Origin of the sequence: Caldimonas manganoxidans ATCC BAA-369 (assembly GCF_000381125.1) — a bacterium.
Classification (GTDB): Bacteria; Pseudomonadota; Gammaproteobacteria; order Burkholderiales; family Burkholderiaceae_C; genus Caldimonas; species Caldimonas manganoxidans.
In genome coordinates this window covers 30,784-45,777 of the sequence record NZ_KB905940.1, presented here as the reverse complement: position 1 = coordinate 45,777, position 14,994 = coordinate 30,784, and the positions used below count along the sequence as shown (strand labels likewise).

The window sequence follows — 14,994 nt, the reverse complement described above, 5'->3', positions numbered from 1 at the left end:
CGCGGGGGAGCGCCCCGCAACCGGCGGGCAGCTGGCCGGCACACCGGCCAGCATACCGAGCTGAGCGACCGGGTTCAAACATCGGCCAGCAAAGGGTAGGGCACCGGCGACAGCCGCAATGCCGGGGTGTCCATTGCTGCCGCATGCAGCGTGCCGCCTTCGGTGGCTGACAGCTTCAACTCGACCAAACCCGCCGAGCCCCCCCGAGGATCCGGCGCGGCCAATACCACCAACCCACTGGGCTGAGCCGGGTCGGCGCTGTGAAAGATGTCTTGGCCCGGCGCCAGGGCCACCGGGCCGTGCACGAGAAAGCCCCGACGCTTGATCGTGCCGCGGAATTGACTGCGGGCCACCACCTCCTGCCCGGGATAACAGCCCTTCTTGAAATGGACGCCGCCGACGCTTTCCAGGTTGACCATCTGAGGCACGAACTGATCGACGGTGGCTGCGGTGATGCGAGGAATCCCGCTTTGCACCTCCAGCCAGAGCCAGCCGGCCTCGTCCAACGGACCGCGGGCTTGCAAGGCCGGTGCCAGCGTCGCAGACGGACCGACCCACAACGCGCGCGCTTGACCGGCCACATCCGGCAGGCGGATCAACCGCCCGCCCTCGAAATCGGTCAGCGCCCACGGCTGTGCCGGCGCGGTCTGACGCACCGCCTCGCCAACCCAAGCCCACACGCGCCAGTGCGAGGAAACATCGCTGAGCTGGACCTTGGCTCGCAAGACGAACATCGACAGGCGTTTGAGTGTGCTGGCCAACAGATCGGCGCTGCACACCAGTGCGATACGGTCATCGGCCTCTCGCCACACGACGAATGTCGCCAACAGCCGCCCTTTGGGCGAACAATACCCAGCCAAACGGGCCTCCCCTCGGGGCAGGTGCACGATGTCCTGGGTGAGCTGGCCATGCAGGAAACTGGCGGCATCCTCGCCGCTGGCATGGATCACGCCGAGATGGGGCAAGGCCGTGGCACCCTCCAAGCGCGCGGCCGTCATGATCAGGGTCTCATCCAAAGCTGCAGTCATGCGTCTATTATGATCACGGCCCCGAGAGTCTGCCCGCCACGGGGCGGGCCCGCCGGCCCCGGACCCCGATGAAACTGCTGCGACGCCTGCTGCTGCTGTGTGTGCTCGCTGCGCTGGCTTTGGCCGGCGCGGCGGCTTGGTGGCTGCACCGCCCGCTGGACCTGGCAAGCCCCACCGTGGAGCTGTCGGTGGAGCCGGGCATGAGCCCGCGCGCCATCGCGCAAGCCTGGGTGGCCGCCGGGGTGCAAACCTCACCCTGGCTGCTGTATGAATGGTTCCGCTGGTCCGGCCAGGCGCGCCGCATCCGTGCCGGCAGCTATGAAGTGACTGCGGGCACCACCCCGATGGCCCTGCTGGACAAGATGGTGCTCGGCGACGAAACCCTGGTGACGACGCGTCTGATCGAGGGCTGGACCTTTCGTCAATTCCGCGATGAACTGGCCCGTGCCGAGGGCTTGCGTGCCGACACGGCCGCCATGAGCGATGCCCAGATCATGGAAGCCCTGGGACGCCCCGGCCTGCACCCCGAAGGCCGCTTCTTCCCCGACACCTACGCCTACAGCCGCGGCAGCAGCGATCTGGCCGTGCTACGGCGGGCCCTGCATGCGATGGATCGCCAATTGGCTGCCGCATGGGCACAACGCGCCGCCGACTTGCCACTGCGCACGCCCGATGAAGCCCTGATCCTGGCCTCCATCGTCGAGAAGGAAACCGGCTTGGACGCCGATCGTGGCCTGGTGGCCGGGGTGTTCGTCAACCGCTTGCGCATCGGCATGCGGCTGCAGACCGACCCGAGCGTCATTTACGGTCTGGGGGCGTCCTTCGACGGCAACTTGCGTCGGCGCGATCTGGAAACCGACACGCCCTACAACACCTACACCCGCGGTGGGCTGCCACCCACGCCGATTGCCATGCCCGGCAAGCGTTCGCTGCTGGCAGCCGTCAATCCGGAGCCCACGCGAGCGCTGTATTTCGTGGCCCGTGGCGACGGCAGCAGCGTCTTCAGCGAAACCCTGAGCGAGCACAACCGCGCCGTCAACCGCTATCAACGTCGAGGCCCCTGATGCCACCCGCTTGCGTGCCCGCATGCCGCTTCATCACCGTCGAAGGCATCGACGGCGCCGGCAAGTCGACCCATGTGACGGCCATCGTCGAGCGCCTGCGTGCCCAAGGCTTCGAGGTGGTGCAGACCCGCGAGCCGGGGGGCACCGCGCTGGCCGAAGCTTTGCGCGAGCTCATCTTGCACCGTCCCATGGACGCACTGACCGAGACCTTGTTGATCTTTGCCGCGCGACGCGACCATTTGCGCGAAGTGATCGAGCCCGCCTTGGCGCGCGGCGCCGTGGTGGTCTGCGACCGATTCACCGACGCCACTTTCGCCTACCAGGGGGCCGGACGCGGTTTCGACAAAGCGGTGCTGGGTCAGCTCGAAGCCTGGGTACAAGAGGGCCGGCAGCCGGACCTCACGCTGTGGTTCGACCTGCCGGCGGAGGTCGCTGCGCAACGCCTGACTCATGCCCGCCTGCCCGATCGCTTCGAGCAGGAGCCGCAGCGCTTCTTCGAACGCGTGGCCGACGGGTATCGAGAACGCGCGCGGGCCCATCCACAACGTTTCGTCGTGATCGATGCCAATGCCGCGGTCCCAGCCGTGCGCGCCCAGGTGGAAGCCGCCTTGGCGGCCCGCGGCCTATGACCGCCAACGAACTGCCTTGGCTGGCGACCTGGCTGCCGCTGATGCTGCGCAGCCAACGAGGGCATGCCCTGTTGTTGCATGGACCGGCCGCAGCCGGTCAGTTCGAGCTTGCGCTGGCCATGGCCCAGGCCTGGCTGTGCGAGGCTGCGCAGGCCGATGCAACGGCCTGCGGCCGGTGTGAAGCCTGCACCCTGTGTCGTGCCCATACCCATCCCGATTTGCGGGTGCTGGTGCCCGAGGCCATGGCAGCGACCCTGGGCTGGGAGCCGCCAGCCGAGCCAGACTCTGACTCCGGCAAGTCCAAGCCCAGCAAAGACATTCGCGTCGAAGCCTTGCGCGCGGCGATCGAGTTTGCCCAACAAACCTCGTCGCGAGGCCGCGCCCAAGTGGTGCTGATCCACCCGGCCGAGCGCATGAACGCGGTCTCGGCCAATGCCTTGCTCAAAGTCCTGGAAGAGCCGCCAGGCCGGGCCCGTTTCATCCTGTGCACCGCAGCGCCCGACCGTCTGCTGCCCACGCTGCGCAGCCGCTGCCAGCTCGTGCCCATGCCCAGCGTGCCGCGCGATCTCGCCCTGACCTGGTTGAGCGAGCAGGGCGTGCCATCGCCGGAGGTGTTGTTGGATGCGGCTGGAGGGCTGCCTTTGGTGGCGCTCGAATGGCACCATCGGGGCCTGCGCCCCGAGACCTGGGTGCGCCTGCCTCGTGCCCTGGCCGCCGGCGACGTACAGGCAGTGTCTGGCTGGCCCGTGCCGGTGCTGATCGATGCCATGAGCCGTTGCTGTGAAGACGCCATGCGCTTGGCCGTGGGCGGCTCACCACGCTACTTCCCCGCCGAAGCATGGCGCGGGCTGCAGCCGCGACTGCCCCCGCTGTTGGTTTGGCAGGCCGAGCTCAAACGTGTGGCGCGTCACGATGAGCATCCATGGCATGCGGCTTTGATGTGCGACGCCCTTGTGAGCAGCGCCAGCCGCGCCTTACACTGCACCGCATGAGCGAAGCGAACAGTCGTCCGCCCCACATCCTCACGCCGTCGCCTGTCGGGGGCTCGCACGCGCGCCCCAGTGTGATCCAATTGGTATTTCGCGAAAAAGGCGCCCTGTATGCCGCCTACATCTCGGTGTTCACCGAGGGTGGATTGTTCGTTCCCACCACGCGAGAATACCGGCTCGGGGAAGACATCTACCTGTTGCTGTCGCTACCCGACGACCCGCAACGCTATCCAGTGGCCGGCAAGGTCGCCTGGATCACGCCGGCCAATGCTTCGGGCGGTCGTACCCAGGGGGTGGGCGTGCGCTTTCCAAACGACGAGAAATCGCGCCTGCTCAAGGTCAAGATCGAGGAGCTGCTGGGCACGGCGATCCAGTCGTCCAAGCCCACCCAGACGATCTGACGCCCCGGAGTCCCTGCGCGGCTTGCGGGCAGCGAAATCTGGGCGACCGAGCCGTGGCGTCCTGCGGCACACTGCGGTGCGTGCGGACCGCAGCCAAGGCTTCCATTCCCATGTACGTCGATTCCCATTGCCATCTGAGTTTTCCGGAACTGCGTGATCAACTGCCAGCCATCCGTGCGGCCATGAGCGCAGCCGGCGTCCACCGCGCCTTGTGCATCTGCACCACGCTGGAAGAGTTCGAGCAGGTCCATGCGCTGGCGCTCGAGCATGAAGGCTTTTGGGCCACCGTCGGGGTGCATCCCGACAACGAAGGGGTGCGTGAACCCACGGTAGACGAACTTGCGGCCTTGGCCACTCGGCCGAAAGTCGTGGCCTTGGGCGAAACGGGGTTGGACTATTACCGCCTGGGCTCGCGCACGCCGGCCGACATGGAATGGCAGCGCGAACGTTTTCGCGTGCACATCCGCGCTGCCCGAGCCGCTGGCAAGCCTTTGGTGATCCACACCCGCTCGGCTGCGCAGGATACGCTGCGCTTGATCGACGAGGAGGGGGCCAGCGAGGTCGGTGGCGTCTTTCACTGCTTCACCGAAACCCGCGAGGTGGCGCAAGCCGCGCTGGAACGCGGCTTCTACCTGTCGTTCTCGGGCATCCTGACGTTCAAAAATGCCGCCGAGCTGCGCCAGGTGGCCGCCGAGGTGCCGCTGGAGCGTTGCCTGATCGAGACCGACAGTCCCTACTTGGCGCCGGTGCCACACCGCGGCAAATTGAACAATCCCTCGTACGTGCCCTATGTGGCGGCCGAACTGGCTCGGCTCAAAGGCCTCAGTGTCGAGACGGTCGCAGAGGCCACCCGCCACAATTTCGAGCGCTTGTTCGGCATCCCTGCAGCACAGTGATGCCCACGCCCAGCGGCGGATCAATCTTCATGTCGAACTTGAAAAAGATCGTCTATCTCATCGTCGTACTTTGTTTTTCTTCGGCAATCGCCGGGTCTTATGACGATTTTTTCCGCGCGCTGCGGTCTGACGATGCGCGCACGCTGGAGGCCCTGTTCGCCCGCGGCTTCGATCCCAACACCGTCGATCCGCAAGGGCGCAGTCCGCTGAGTCTGGCCTTTCACTACGAGGCCTACGAGGCGGCACGGGCGCTGGTGCGCCAGCCCGACTTCCGCTTCGACGAGCCCAATGCCGCCGGCGAAACCCCGCTGATGCTGGCCGCGTTGCGTGGGCAGTGGGAGCTGGCGCGGGCATTGCTGGTACGGGGGGCACGGTTGGATCGGCCCGGCTGGACCCCGCTGCATTATGCGGCCGCGGGTCCCGAGCCGCGCGTGGTGCAGCTTTTGATCGGCCATGGCGCGGCACTCGATGCACGCGCTCCCAACGGCAACACGCCCTTGATGATGGCTGCACGCTATGGCAGCGAAGCCGGCGCCTGGATGCTGCTGCACGCCGGCGCCGACCCCCGGCTGCGCAACGACGATGGCCTGACGGCGGCTGACTTTGCTCGCTCGGTCGAGCGTGTGAAGCTGGCCCGCGAGCTCGAACGCCGCGCTGGCGAATCCGACAACGTGTCGGAATCACGCTGACACGCGTTTTGGCCTTGCATCCACTGTCGAGCTGGGCATGGCGAGCCTAGAGTGGGGCCATGCGCAATGTCCAAGGAGCGTGGCCATGAACCGTTTGCACAGCAGCATCAATCCCTTCACCCTGATGATGGATCCGCAATCCGTGTTCGATGCCATGGAGCGGTCCGAGCGCCTCAAGCGCCTGCAAAGCCGAGTGTGCCGCCCGCTGGACAAACCTTTGCTCGGCCCGGTGCGCCCAGAGCTGTCCGCCTACGACGACATGATCGACGCCGAACCCTGCTCGGACGAAGATTGACCCCCCAGCGTCGCTGCCAGCCCACGGGGGGCCATCGAGCGAGCCGCCTGCAAACCCTGGCGAAAATGCGCTTGGGTCAAGGCGCGGGCCGCTTCGGCATCGCGCCGGCCCAAGGCGGCAAGAATGTCCCGATGTTCCTGCAGCGACTGCGCCAGCCGCCCCTCGCTCAGCAGCGAGTTGTGACGGTTGAGCTTCATCACCTTGCGCAAGTCGGTCACGATCTGCACCCGCCAGCGGTTGTCTGCGATCTCGAGCAAGCGCATGTGAAACGCCTCATTGAGCGCGAAAAAGGCCTCGCGATCGTGCACGGCGGCTTCCAGCCGCGCATGCAAGGCCTCCAACTCGGCCAATTGCGCCGGCGATGCCCTTTGCGCCACCTCCGCGGCCGCATCGCTTTCCAGCAGCATCAGCAAGTGATAGACCTCGCGCATGTCGCGCTCTGACACTTCGGTCACATACGCGCCGCGCCGGGGCCGGATCGTCACCAGCCCCTCCGACGCCAGCACCTTCAGTGCCTCACGCAGCGGCGTGCGACTGATCCCGTAATCCCGTACCAGGGCCTGCTCGTCGATCCAACTGCCTGGCGGCAAGCGGTGCGTCAGGATGCGCTCGCGCAAGCGCTCGGCCACCTGCTCGTACAGGGGGCGGTCCTGCAAGGAGGAGGGCGGCGCATGCACGTTCATAACCCGATAGTGTCGCCGAAAGAGGGCGGGTGTGTCTATAATTCAATTTTGAATTACGATCAGCTCGCCGTTAGAGCGCGTCAGAGCGCTATGGCGACCGCAGGCCTTGGCCGGAAATTGCGAGCCTCGGCGTATGCTGCAGACGTCCCGGCCGGTGGCCGGGCCTCGACACGGAAGTCCACCATGGCCGAACACACGCCCGCGTCTCACCCGCCTGCCGATCTCGACGCTTGGAGAAAGGCCGCAGCCAAAGCCGCTCCTGGCGGCCGGCTCGAAGCATTGAACTGGGTCACCCCCGAAGGACTGGTGGTCAAGCCGCTGTACACGGCCGAAGACCTGCAAGGCCTGCCGTACACCAACACCTTGCCGGGCTTTCCCCCCTTCGTGCGTGGGCCTCAGGCCACGATGTACGCCTCACGGCCCTGGACGATCCGTCAATACGCAGGGTTCTCTACCGCCGAGGAATCCAATGCGTTCTACAAGAAATCCCTGGCCGCTGGCGCTCAAGGGATTTCGGTGGCTTTCGATCTGGCCACCCATCGCGGCTACGACAGCGACCATCCCCGCGTCACCGGGGACGTGGGCAAGGCCGGCGTGGCCATCGATTCGGTGGAAGACATGAAGATCCTGTTCGATGGCATCCCGCTGGACAAGGTCAGCGTCTCCATGACCATGAACGGCGCGGTGTTGCCAGTGCTGGCCGGGTATGTGGTCGCCGCGGAAGAGCAGGGCGTGGCGCAGGACCAACTCAGTGGGACCATCCAGAACGACATCCTCAAGGAGTTCATGGTCCGCAACACCTACATCTACCCGCCCGAGCCGAGCATGCGCATCATCGGCGACATCATCGAGTACACGGCCAAGAAGATGCCGAAGTTCAACTCGATCAGCATCTCGGGCTACCACATGCAAGAAGCCGGTGCCAACCAAGCGTTGGAGCTGGCTTTTACGCTGGCCAATGGCAAGGAGTATGTCAAAACCGCCTTGGCCAAGGGGCTGGATGTGGACGAGTTCGCGGGCCGCTTGAGCTTCTTCTGGGCCATCGGGATGAACTTTTATCTCGAGATCGCCAAGATGCGCGCGGCGCGGCTGCTGTGGTACCGCATCATGAGCGACTTTGGCGCCAAGAACCCCAAGAGCCTGATGCTGCGCACCCACTGCCAGACCTCGGGCTGGTCGCTCACCGAGCAAGACCCTTACAACAACATCGTGCGCACCACCATCGAAGCCTTGGCCGCGGTGTTCGGTGGCACGCAAAGTCTGCACACCAACAGCTTCGATGAAGCCATCGCACTGCCCACCGAATTTTCGGCCCGCATCGCGCGCAATACCCAGTTGATCATTCAAGAAGAAACCCACATCTGCAATGTGATCGACCCCTGGGCGGGTTCGTACATGATGGAGCGGCTCACCCAGGACATGGCCGACAAAGCCTGGTCGATCCTCGAAGAAGTCGAGGCCATGGGTGGCATGACCCGCGCCGTCGAATCCGGATGGGCCAAGCTCAAGATCGAAGCCAGTGCCGCAGAAAAACAAGCCCGCATCGACTCGGGCAAAGACGTGATCGTCGGCGTCAACAAGTACCGGCTGGACAAAGAAGACCCGATCGACATCCTCGAAGTGGACAACCTCAAGGTGCGTCAGCAGCAAATCGAACGGCTGCAGCGCATCCGCGCCACGCGTGATGCCCAGGCGGTCCAAGCCGCGTTGGACGCCTTGACGCGCTGCGCGGAATCGGGCCAGGGCAATTTGCTGGAACTGTCCATTCAGGCCATGCGCGTGCGGGCCACCGTTGGGGAAGTCAGCGACGCATTGGAGAAGGTTTGGGGGCGCCATCGCGCCGATACGCAAAAGGTGACTGGGGTGTATGCCGCCGCTTATGACTCGGCCGAAGGGTGGGAACGGCTGAAGACCGAGATTGCCGCCTTTGCCGAGGAAGCTGGTCGCCGTCCGCGCGTGATGATTGCCAAGCTCGGGCAGGACGGTCATGACCGCGGTGCCAAGGTCGTGGCCACGGCTTATGCGGATCTGGGCTTCGACGTGGACATCGGGCCACTGTTCCAAACCCCCGAGGAATGCGCCCGCCAAGCCATCGAAAACGACGTGCATGCCGTGGGCATCTCCACGCTGGCGGCGGGTCACAAGACCCTGGTGCCGGCTCTGATCAAAGCCCTGCGTGAGCAAGGCGCCGACGACATCATCGTCTTCGTCGGCGGCGTGATCCCTCGCCAGGACTATGACTTCCTCTACGAGGCCGGGGTCAAGGGCATCTACGGGCCAGGCACCCCCATTCCCGCCTCGGCCAAGGACGTGCTCGAGCACATCCGCATGCAACTCCAGCGAGCCTGAGTGCCGTGAACGAGCGCAGCCCGTCCGAATCGCTCGCGGCCGACTTGCCCCCTGCGGATGCGATGCTGCTGTCGCAACTGCTGGGTGCATCCGGCGCTGCGCAACGTCGGGCCCTGGCCAAAACGATCACCCTGCTCGAATCCACACGTGCGGATCACCGACAGCGCGCCGACGCCCTGCTCACGCAATTGCTTCCCCACAGTGGACGCAGCTTTCGGCTGGGCATCTCGGGCGTGCCTGGCGTGGGCAAGAGTACCTTCATCGAAGCCTTGGGTCTGTATCTGATCGAGCAGGGGCACCGTGTGGCAGTGCTGGCCATCGATCCGTCCTCCAGCGTCTCGGGTGGCTCCATCCTGGGCGACAAGACTCGCATGGAGCGGCTGTCGATGCATCCGCAGGCCTACATTCGCCCCAGCCCCTCGGGTGGAACCCTGGGCGGGGTGGCCGAACGAACCCGCGAAGCCATGCTGGTGTGCGAAGCCGCAGGCTATGACATCGTGATCGTCGAAACCGTGGGCGTGGGCCAGAGCGAAACTGCGGTGGCCGGGATGACCGACATGTACGTGCTGCTGCAGTTGCCCAACGCCGGCGACGACCTGCAAGCCATCAAGAAAGGCGTGATGGAATTGGCCGATCTGGTGGTCATCAACAAGGCCGATCTCGACCCCGTTGCAGCCACGCGGGCCCAGGCGCAGATCACCTCGTCACTGCGGCTGCTTGGCCAGCGTGGCCAGCCAGACCATGCGCCGCATGACCCGTCGGTCTGGCACCCCCAAGTGATGCAGTTGAGCGCGCTCAAAGGCGACGGTCTGGACCGCTTCTGGCAAGCCGTGTCGCGCTACCGCGAACTGCAAACGGCCAACGGCCGGCTCGATGCGCGCCGCCGCCGCCAAGCCCTGGCCTGGATGTGGGATGGCGTGCATGCCGGCTTGCGACAGCGATTCCTTCAACATCCGGCTGTTGCCACCCAACTCGGCGAGATCAGCCGCCAAGTCGAGGAGGGCAGCCTGCCGGCTTCCACCGCGGCGCGCCGGCTGCTGGCGTCGTTCATGTCCGACCTTCCCCCGGCCCATTGACCCGGTCCCCTTTCACGGAGTGCCCATGCAACACATCCTCGAAGAACTCGAAAGAAAACGCGCTGCAGCCCGGCTGGGCGGAGGCCAAAAGCGCATCGATGCCCAACATGCCAAGGGCAAGCTCACGGCGCGCGAGCGCCTGGAGTTGCTGCTCGATGAAGACAGCTTCGAGGAATGGGACATGTTCGTGGAGCACCGTTGCACCGACTTTGGCATGGCCCACACCAAGATCCCTGGCGATGGCGTGGTCACCGGCTACGGCACCATCAACGGACGTCTGGTGTTCGTCTTCAGTCAGGATTTCACCGTCTTTGGCGGCGCGTTGTCCGAGGCCCATGCCGAAAAGATCTGCAAGATCATGGACCAGGCGATGAAGGTCGGCGCACCGGTGATCGGCCTGAACGATTCGGGCGGTGCGCGCATTCAGGAAGGCGTGGCTTCCCTGGGGGGCTATGCCGAGGTGTTCCAGCGCAACGTCTTGGCCAGCGGCGTGATCCCGCAAATCAGCCTCATCATGGGGCCTTGCGCTGGTGGGGCGGTCTACAGCCCGGCCATGACCGACTTCATCTTCATGGTCAAAGACTCTTCGTACATGTTCGTCACCGGTCCCGAGGTGGTCAAGACGGTCACACACGAAGACGTCACGGCCGAGCAACTCGGCGGGGCCACCACCCACACCACCAAAAGTGGCGTGGCCGACCTGGCCTTCGACAACGACGTGGAAGCGCTGCTGATGTTGCGACGCTTCTTCAACTACTTGCCGCTGAACAATCGAGACAAGCCCCCGGTGCGACCCAGCGGCGATGCGCCCGATCGGCTGATTCCGTCGCTGGACACCCTGGTGCCGGAAAACCCCAACAAGCCCTACGACATCAAAGAAGCCATCCTGAAGGTGGTGGACGATGGGGACTTCTTCGAGCTGCAGCCCGACTACGCGCAAAACATCGTGATCGGCTTTGGCCGCATGGACGGCCACACCGTGGGCTTCGTGGCCAACCAGCCGTTGGTGCTGGCCGGCTGTCTGGACATCAAGAGCTCGATCAAGGCGGCGCGCTTCGTGCGCTTTTGCGATGCTTTCAACATCCCGGTGGTGACCTTCGTCGACGTGCCCGGCTTCATGCCGGGCACCAGTCAGGAGTACGGCGGCATCATCAAGCACGGCGCCAAGTTGCTGTACGCCTATGCCGAAGCCACGGTGCCCAAGATCACCATCATCACCCGCAAAGCCTATGGGGGGGCCTATGACGTGATGGCCTCCAAGCACTTGCGCGGCGACGTGAACCTGGCGTGGCCCAATGCCGAGATCGCAGTGATGGGGGCCAAAGGGGCGGTCGAGATCATCTTCCGCGAAGACAAGTCCGACCCTGCCAAGCTTGCCGCACGAGAAGCCGAGTACAAGGCCCGCTTCGCCAACCCCTTCGTGGCCGGTGCGCGCGGCTTCATCGATGACGTGATCCAACCGCACGAGACGCGCAAGCGCATCTGCCGCAGCCTGGCCATGCTCAAGGACAAAAAGCTTGACAACCCCTGGCGCAAGCACGGGAACATCCCCCTCTGACCGCCGGGAGTCCGAAGATGTTCGACAAGATCCTGATTGCCAACCGCGGTGAGATCGCTTGCCGCGTGATCAAAACCGCCAAAAAACTCGGCATCCAGACGGTGGCCGTCTACTCCGAGGCCGACAAGGATGCCTTGCACGTGGAGCTGGCCGATGAGGCCGTGCTGCTGGGCCCCGCGCCCAGCCGTGAGTCTTACTTGGTGGCCGACAAGATCATCGCCGCAGCCAAGCGCACCGGCGCTCAGGCGATCCACCCCGGCTATGGCTTTCTGTCCGAAAACGAGACCTTTGCCCGCCGCGTGGAAGAAGAGGGGCTGGTGTTCATTGGCCCGAAGCACGAAGCCATCGCTGCCATGGGCGACAAGATCGCCTCCAAGAAGCTGGCCCAGGAAGCCGGTGTCAACACCATCCCCGGCTGGAACGATGCGATCGACACGCCCGAGCAGGCCGTGCAAATCGCCCGCGAGATCGGCTATCCCGTGATGATCAAGGCCAGCGCCGGCGGCGGCGGCAAGGGCCTGCGCGTGGCCTACAACGACAAAGAAGCCTTCGAAGGTTTCAATTCCTGTCGCAACGAGGCCCGCAACAGTTTCGGCGACGAACGGGTCTTCATCGAAAAATTCGTCGAAGAACCGCGGCACATCGAAATCCAGGTGCTGGGCGACGCCCACGGCAACATGGTCTACCTGTGGGAGCGTGAATGTTCCATCCAGCGCCGGCACCAAAAAGTCATCGAAGAGGCGCCCAGCCCCTTCATCAGCGAAGCCACCCGCCGCGCCATGGGCCAGCAGGCCGTGGCGCTGGCCAAAGCCGTGAAATACCAAAGCGCAGGCACCGTGGAATTCGTGGTCGGCAAAGACCAGAGCTTCTACTTCCTGGAGATGAACACCCGCTTGCAGGTCGAACACCCGGTGACCGAATGCATCACCGGACTGGATCTGGTGGAGTGGATGATCCGCATCGCTGCGGGCGAAAAACTGCCCTTCGGCCAAGATGACATCGCCCGCCGCGGCTGGGCCATCGAATGCCGCATCAATGCCGAGGACCCGTTGCGCAACTTCCTGCCTTCCACCGGACGTCTGGTGCGCTACCTGCCCCCGCCGGCGACCATGGAGGCATCCCAGCCCGTGCCCGAGCAGGGCGGGGTGAGGGTGGACACCGGCGTCTATGAAGGCGGCGAGATCCCGATGTACTACGACTCGATGATCGCCAAGCTCATCGTCCATGGGCGCGATCGAGCCGACGCCATAGCCAAAATGCGCGAGGCCCTCAACGGCTTCGTGATTCGCGGCGTGGCCAGCAACATTCCCTTCCAGGCCGCGCTGTTGGCGCACCCCGATGTCCAGGCCGGACGCTTCAACACGGGATTCATTGCCCAGCACTACCCACAAGGCTTATCCCCCCGCAGCGTCACGCATGAGGATCCGCTGTTTCTCGTGGCGCTGGCAGCAGCGACCCATCGCAAGTATCGGGAGCGCGCCTTGGGCATCGGTGGGCAGATGGCCGGCCACCAGCCCCGTGCGGTCATCGACCATGTCGTGGTCGTCAAGGGCGAACAGGGCCAACATACTCACCATGCCGTACAGGTGCTTGGCCCTGCCGGCGGCGCCGTCACGGTGCGCATCGGTGAGCAGCTCTACGACATCGACAAAGACTGGCGCTTTGGCGGCGTGCGCGCCAGCGGCCGCTGCAATGGCCGCCCATTCACCGCACAAATCGAGCGCCATGGCGTGTGGCTGCAAGTGATGCACAACGGCGCACACATCGAAGCGCTGGTCTTGTCCCCCCGCGCAGCCGAGCTGTTCAAGCTGATGCCCTACAAGGCGCCACCGGACACCAGTAAATTTTTGCTCTCGCCGATGCCCGGATTGCTCACTCAATTGCTAGTGCAGCCGGGGCAGGCCGTACAAGCCGGCGAACGCTTGGCCGTGATCGAAGCCATGAAAATGGAAAACGTGCTCACGGCCGCCCGCGATGGCGTGGTCGCCGAAATCCTGGCCACGCCCGGCGAAAGCTTATCGGTCGATCAACCCATATTGAGGTTCGAATGAGCGCCGACATCGACGATCGGCCCTTCAGAATTTTGGGCATTCAGCAAATCGCCATCGGTGCAGCCGACAAACAGCGTCTGCACGCGCTGTGGGTGGATTTGCTCGGGCTGAAGGTCAAGAGCCGCTTCGTTTCCGAACGCGAGAATGTGGATGAAGACATCTGCGAGCTCGGCCACGGACCCACCGCGGTGGAAGTGGACTTGATGCAGCCGCTCGATCCCCACGGCAAGCCGGCTGTGCACACCACGCCGCTCAATCACGTCGGCCTGTGGGTGGACGACCTGCCCAAAGCCGTGGAATGGCTCAGCGCGCGCGGCGTGCGCTTCGCACCGGGCGGCATTCGCAAAGGCGCCGCTGGTCACGACATCTGCTTCATCCACCCCAAGGGTAACGATGAATTTCCATTGGGCGGGGAGGGTGTGTTGATCGAGCTCGTTCAGGCCCCACCCGAGGTCATCGACGCGCTGTCCTGAAGCACCTGCGCGTGGCGCCTCAGAGCCCGTGGCCCTGGCGGCTGGCTGCGGGGGGCAGTCGCGCATCCCATGGAATTCGATCTATGCTTGTCGCGGGGGGCTTGGCCCATGGAATCCACCTTCACGGACCGACGGCAAGCGGGCGAGCGACTTGCCGATCAGCTCGGTGACTTGCGCGACCGTCACCCCGTGGTGTTGGCCTTGCCACGCGGCGGTGTGTTGGTGGCCGCACCGATCGCCCAGCGCTTGCAAGCGCCACTCGATGTCTTGCTGGTGCGCAAGATCGGCGCGCCTGGCCAGCCCGAACTGGCCGTCGCTGCGGTCGTCGAAGGCCAGCCGCCACACATGGTGGTCGACGAAGCCTTGTGCCGCGACACCGGGGCCGATGCGCGCTACCTGGCCGATCAGGAGCGCGACGCCCTCAAGGAAATCGAGCGCAGGCGTGCGTTGTATCGCCATGGCCGGCTGCTGCCCCCACTTGGCGGCCGCACCGTGATCGTGGTCGACGATGGCTTGGCCACTGGCACGACCATGAAAGCGGCCTTGCGCGGCCTGCGCCCAGCACAGCCCGCTGCGGTGATCCTGGCCTTGCCGGTGGCTGCAGCCGACAGCCTGACCATGTTGGCCCGGCAGGTCGATCGCATCGTCTGCTTGAGCCAACCCTCATGGTTTCGCGGTGTCGGAGCACACTACCTCGACTTCCATCAGGTGCCCGACGCCGAAGTGCAGCATTTTCTGGCAGTGCTGAAGCGCACGGACTGGTCTAATGATCGATAATGTATATTATGTCAAATTATTGGCACCGATCACCAC

Annotated in this window: 15 protein-coding genes; 13 read left to right on the top strand and 2 right to left on the bottom strand. The window is 64.8% G+C overall.

Features of this window, described 5'->3' with window-relative positions; all coding sequences use genetic code 11:
- Nucleotides 1–74: 74 nt before the first annotated feature.
- Nucleotides 75–1,028 carry a CAF17-like 4Fe-4S cluster assembly/insertion protein YgfZ gene (gene ygfZ, locus F615_RS0108490; protein ID WP_019560753.1) on the bottom strand — a complete coding sequence of 318 codons (954 nt, stop codon included), beginning with the start codon at nucleotides 1,026–1,028 and terminating at the stop codon, nucleotides 75–77.
- Nucleotides 1,029–1,096: 68 nt separating this feature from the next.
- On the opposite strand from ygfZ, the gene mltG reads away from it, so the two are divergent.
- From mltG to F615_RS18030, 7 genes are all read left to right on the top strand, one after another.
- The gene (gene mltG, locus F615_RS0108485; RefSeq protein WP_019560752.1) at nucleotides 1,097–2,092 is read left to right on the top strand and encodes an endolytic transglycosylase MltG; all 996 of its coding nucleotides are present in this window, start codon (nucleotides 1,097–1,099) and stop codon (nucleotides 2,090–2,092) included.
- Entirely contained in the window at nucleotides 2,092–2,721 is a 630-nt protein-coding gene (gene tmk, locus F615_RS0108480; RefSeq protein ID WP_019560751.1) for a dTMP kinase, read from the top strand. Before mltG ends, tmk begins: the two co-directional genes overlap by 1 nt.
- A complete protein-coding gene (holB, locus tag F615_RS0108475; RefSeq protein WP_019560750.1) occupies nucleotides 2,718–3,713 on the top strand; it encodes a DNA polymerase III subunit delta' in 996 nt (331 codons plus the stop codon). Before tmk ends, holB begins: the two co-directional genes overlap by 4 nt.
- Nucleotides 3,710–4,111 carry a PilZ domain-containing protein gene (locus tag F615_RS0108470; protein ID WP_019560749.1) on the top strand — a complete coding sequence of 134 codons (402 nt, stop codon included), beginning with the start codon at nucleotides 3,710–3,712 and terminating at the stop codon, nucleotides 4,109–4,111. Before holB ends, F615_RS0108470 begins: the two co-directional genes overlap by 4 nt.
- A 110-nt stretch (nucleotides 4,112–4,221) precedes the next feature.
- Nucleotides 4,222–5,007, top strand: a complete 786-nt coding sequence (locus F615_RS0108465; RefSeq protein ID WP_019560748.1) for a TatD family hydrolase — start codon at nucleotides 4,222–4,224, stop codon at nucleotides 5,005–5,007.
- A 29-nt stretch (nucleotides 5,008–5,036) separates the two neighbouring features.
- The gene (locus tag F615_RS0108460; RefSeq protein ID WP_033371115.1) at nucleotides 5,037–5,696 is read left to right on the top strand and encodes an ankyrin repeat domain-containing protein; all 660 of its coding nucleotides are present in this window, start codon (nucleotides 5,037–5,039) and stop codon (nucleotides 5,694–5,696) included.
- Between the two features lie 85 nt (nucleotides 5,697–5,781).
- Nucleotides 5,782–5,991 carry a hypothetical protein gene (locus F615_RS18030; RefSeq protein WP_019560746.1) on the top strand — a complete coding sequence of 70 codons (210 nt, stop codon included), beginning with the start codon at nucleotides 5,782–5,784 and terminating at the stop codon, nucleotides 5,989–5,991.
- Here the strand turns inward: F615_RS18030 and F615_RS0108450 are convergent.
- Entirely contained in the window at nucleotides 5,946–6,674 is a 729-nt protein-coding gene (locus tag F615_RS0108450) for a GntR family transcriptional regulator (RefSeq protein WP_019560745.1), read from the bottom strand. The genes F615_RS18030 and F615_RS0108450 overlap by 46 nt on opposite strands.
- 183 nt (nucleotides 6,675–6,857) lie before the next feature.
- Between F615_RS0108450 and scpA the strand changes: the two genes are divergently transcribed.
- From scpA to F615_RS0108420, 6 genes are all read left to right on the top strand, one after another.
- Nucleotides 6,858–9,023, top strand: coding sequence for a methylmalonyl-CoA mutase (scpA, locus tag F615_RS0108445; RefSeq protein WP_019560744.1), 2,166 nt, complete (start codon nucleotides 6,858–6,860; stop codon nucleotides 9,021–9,023).
- Nucleotides 9,024–9,085: 62 nt separating this feature from the next.
- On the top strand, nucleotides 9,086–10,099 hold the full coding sequence (gene meaB, locus F615_RS0108440; protein ID WP_033371120.1) for a methylmalonyl Co-A mutase-associated GTPase MeaB: 1,014 nt from the start codon (nucleotides 9,086–9,088) through the stop codon (nucleotides 10,097–10,099).
- A 25-nt stretch (nucleotides 10,100–10,124) separates the two neighbouring features.
- Nucleotides 10,125–11,657: an acyl-CoA carboxylase subunit beta gene (locus F615_RS0108435; RefSeq protein ID WP_019560742.1), complete on the top strand. Its 1,533-nt coding sequence runs from the start codon at nucleotides 10,125–10,127 to the stop codon at nucleotides 11,655–11,657.
- 17 nt (nucleotides 11,658–11,674) lie between these two features.
- On the top strand, nucleotides 11,675–13,708 hold the full coding sequence (gene accC, locus F615_RS0108430) for an acetyl-CoA carboxylase biotin carboxylase subunit (RefSeq protein ID WP_019560741.1): 2,034 nt from the start codon (nucleotides 11,675–11,677) through the stop codon (nucleotides 13,706–13,708).
- Complete coding sequence (locus F615_RS0108425) at nucleotides 13,705–14,181, top strand: VOC family protein (protein WP_019560740.1); 477 nt, start codon at nucleotides 13,705–13,707, stop codon at nucleotides 14,179–14,181. Before accC ends, F615_RS0108425 begins: the two co-directional genes overlap by 4 nt.
- Nucleotides 14,182–14,289: 108 nt before the next feature.
- Nucleotides 14,290–14,958, top strand: coding sequence for a phosphoribosyltransferase (locus F615_RS0108420; protein WP_019560739.1), 669 nt, complete (start codon nucleotides 14,290–14,292; stop codon nucleotides 14,956–14,958).
- The last annotated feature ends 36 nt before the right edge of the window (nucleotides 14,959–14,994 follow it).

What these genes read in the sequence shown, in the direction of transcription:
- ygfZ (WP_019560753.1), bottom strand. Translation starts at nt 1,028, where the DNA reads ATGACTGCAGCTTTGGATGAGACCCTGATCATGACGGCCGCGCGCTTG.
- mltG (WP_019560752.1), top strand. Translation starts at nt 1,097, where the DNA reads ATGAAACTGCTGCGACGCCTGCTGCTGCTGTGTGTGCTCGCTGCGCTG.
- tmk (WP_019560751.1), top strand. Translation starts at nt 2,092, where the DNA reads ATGCCACCCGCTTGCGTGCCCGCATGCCGCTTCATCACCGTCGAAGGC.
- holB (WP_019560750.1), top strand. Translation starts at nt 2,718, where the DNA reads ATGACCGCCAACGAACTGCCTTGGCTGGCGACCTGGCTGCCGCTGATG.
- F615_RS0108470 (WP_019560749.1), top strand. Translation starts at nt 3,710, where the DNA reads ATGAGCGAAGCGAACAGTCGTCCGCCCCACATCCTCACGCCGTCGCCT.
- F615_RS0108465 (WP_019560748.1), top strand. Translation starts at nt 4,222, where the DNA reads ATGTACGTCGATTCCCATTGCCATCTGAGTTTTCCGGAACTGCGTGAT.
- F615_RS0108460 (WP_033371115.1), top strand. Translation starts at nt 5,037, where the DNA reads ATGTCGAACTTGAAAAAGATCGTCTATCTCATCGTCGTACTTTGTTTT.
- F615_RS18030 (WP_019560746.1), top strand. Translation starts at nt 5,782, where the DNA reads ATGAACCGTTTGCACAGCAGCATCAATCCCTTCACCCTGATGATGGAT.
- F615_RS0108450 (WP_019560745.1), bottom strand. Translation starts at nt 6,674, where the DNA reads ATGAACGTGCATGCGCCGCCCTCCTCCTTGCAGGACCGCCCCCTGTAC.
- scpA (WP_019560744.1), top strand. Translation starts at nt 6,858, where the DNA reads ATGGCCGAACACACGCCCGCGTCTCACCCGCCTGCCGATCTCGACGCT.
- meaB (WP_033371120.1), top strand. Translation starts at nt 9,086, where the DNA reads ATGCTGCTGTCGCAACTGCTGGGTGCATCCGGCGCTGCGCAACGTCGG.
- F615_RS0108435 (WP_019560742.1), top strand. Translation starts at nt 10,125, where the DNA reads ATGCAACACATCCTCGAAGAACTCGAAAGAAAACGCGCTGCAGCCCGG.
- accC (WP_019560741.1), top strand. Translation starts at nt 11,675, where the DNA reads ATGTTCGACAAGATCCTGATTGCCAACCGCGGTGAGATCGCTTGCCGC.
- F615_RS0108425 (WP_019560740.1), top strand. Translation starts at nt 13,705, where the DNA reads ATGAGCGCCGACATCGACGATCGGCCCTTCAGAATTTTGGGCATTCAG.
- F615_RS0108420 (WP_019560739.1), top strand. Translation starts at nt 14,290, where the DNA reads ATGGAATCCACCTTCACGGACCGACGGCAAGCGGGCGAGCGACTTGCC.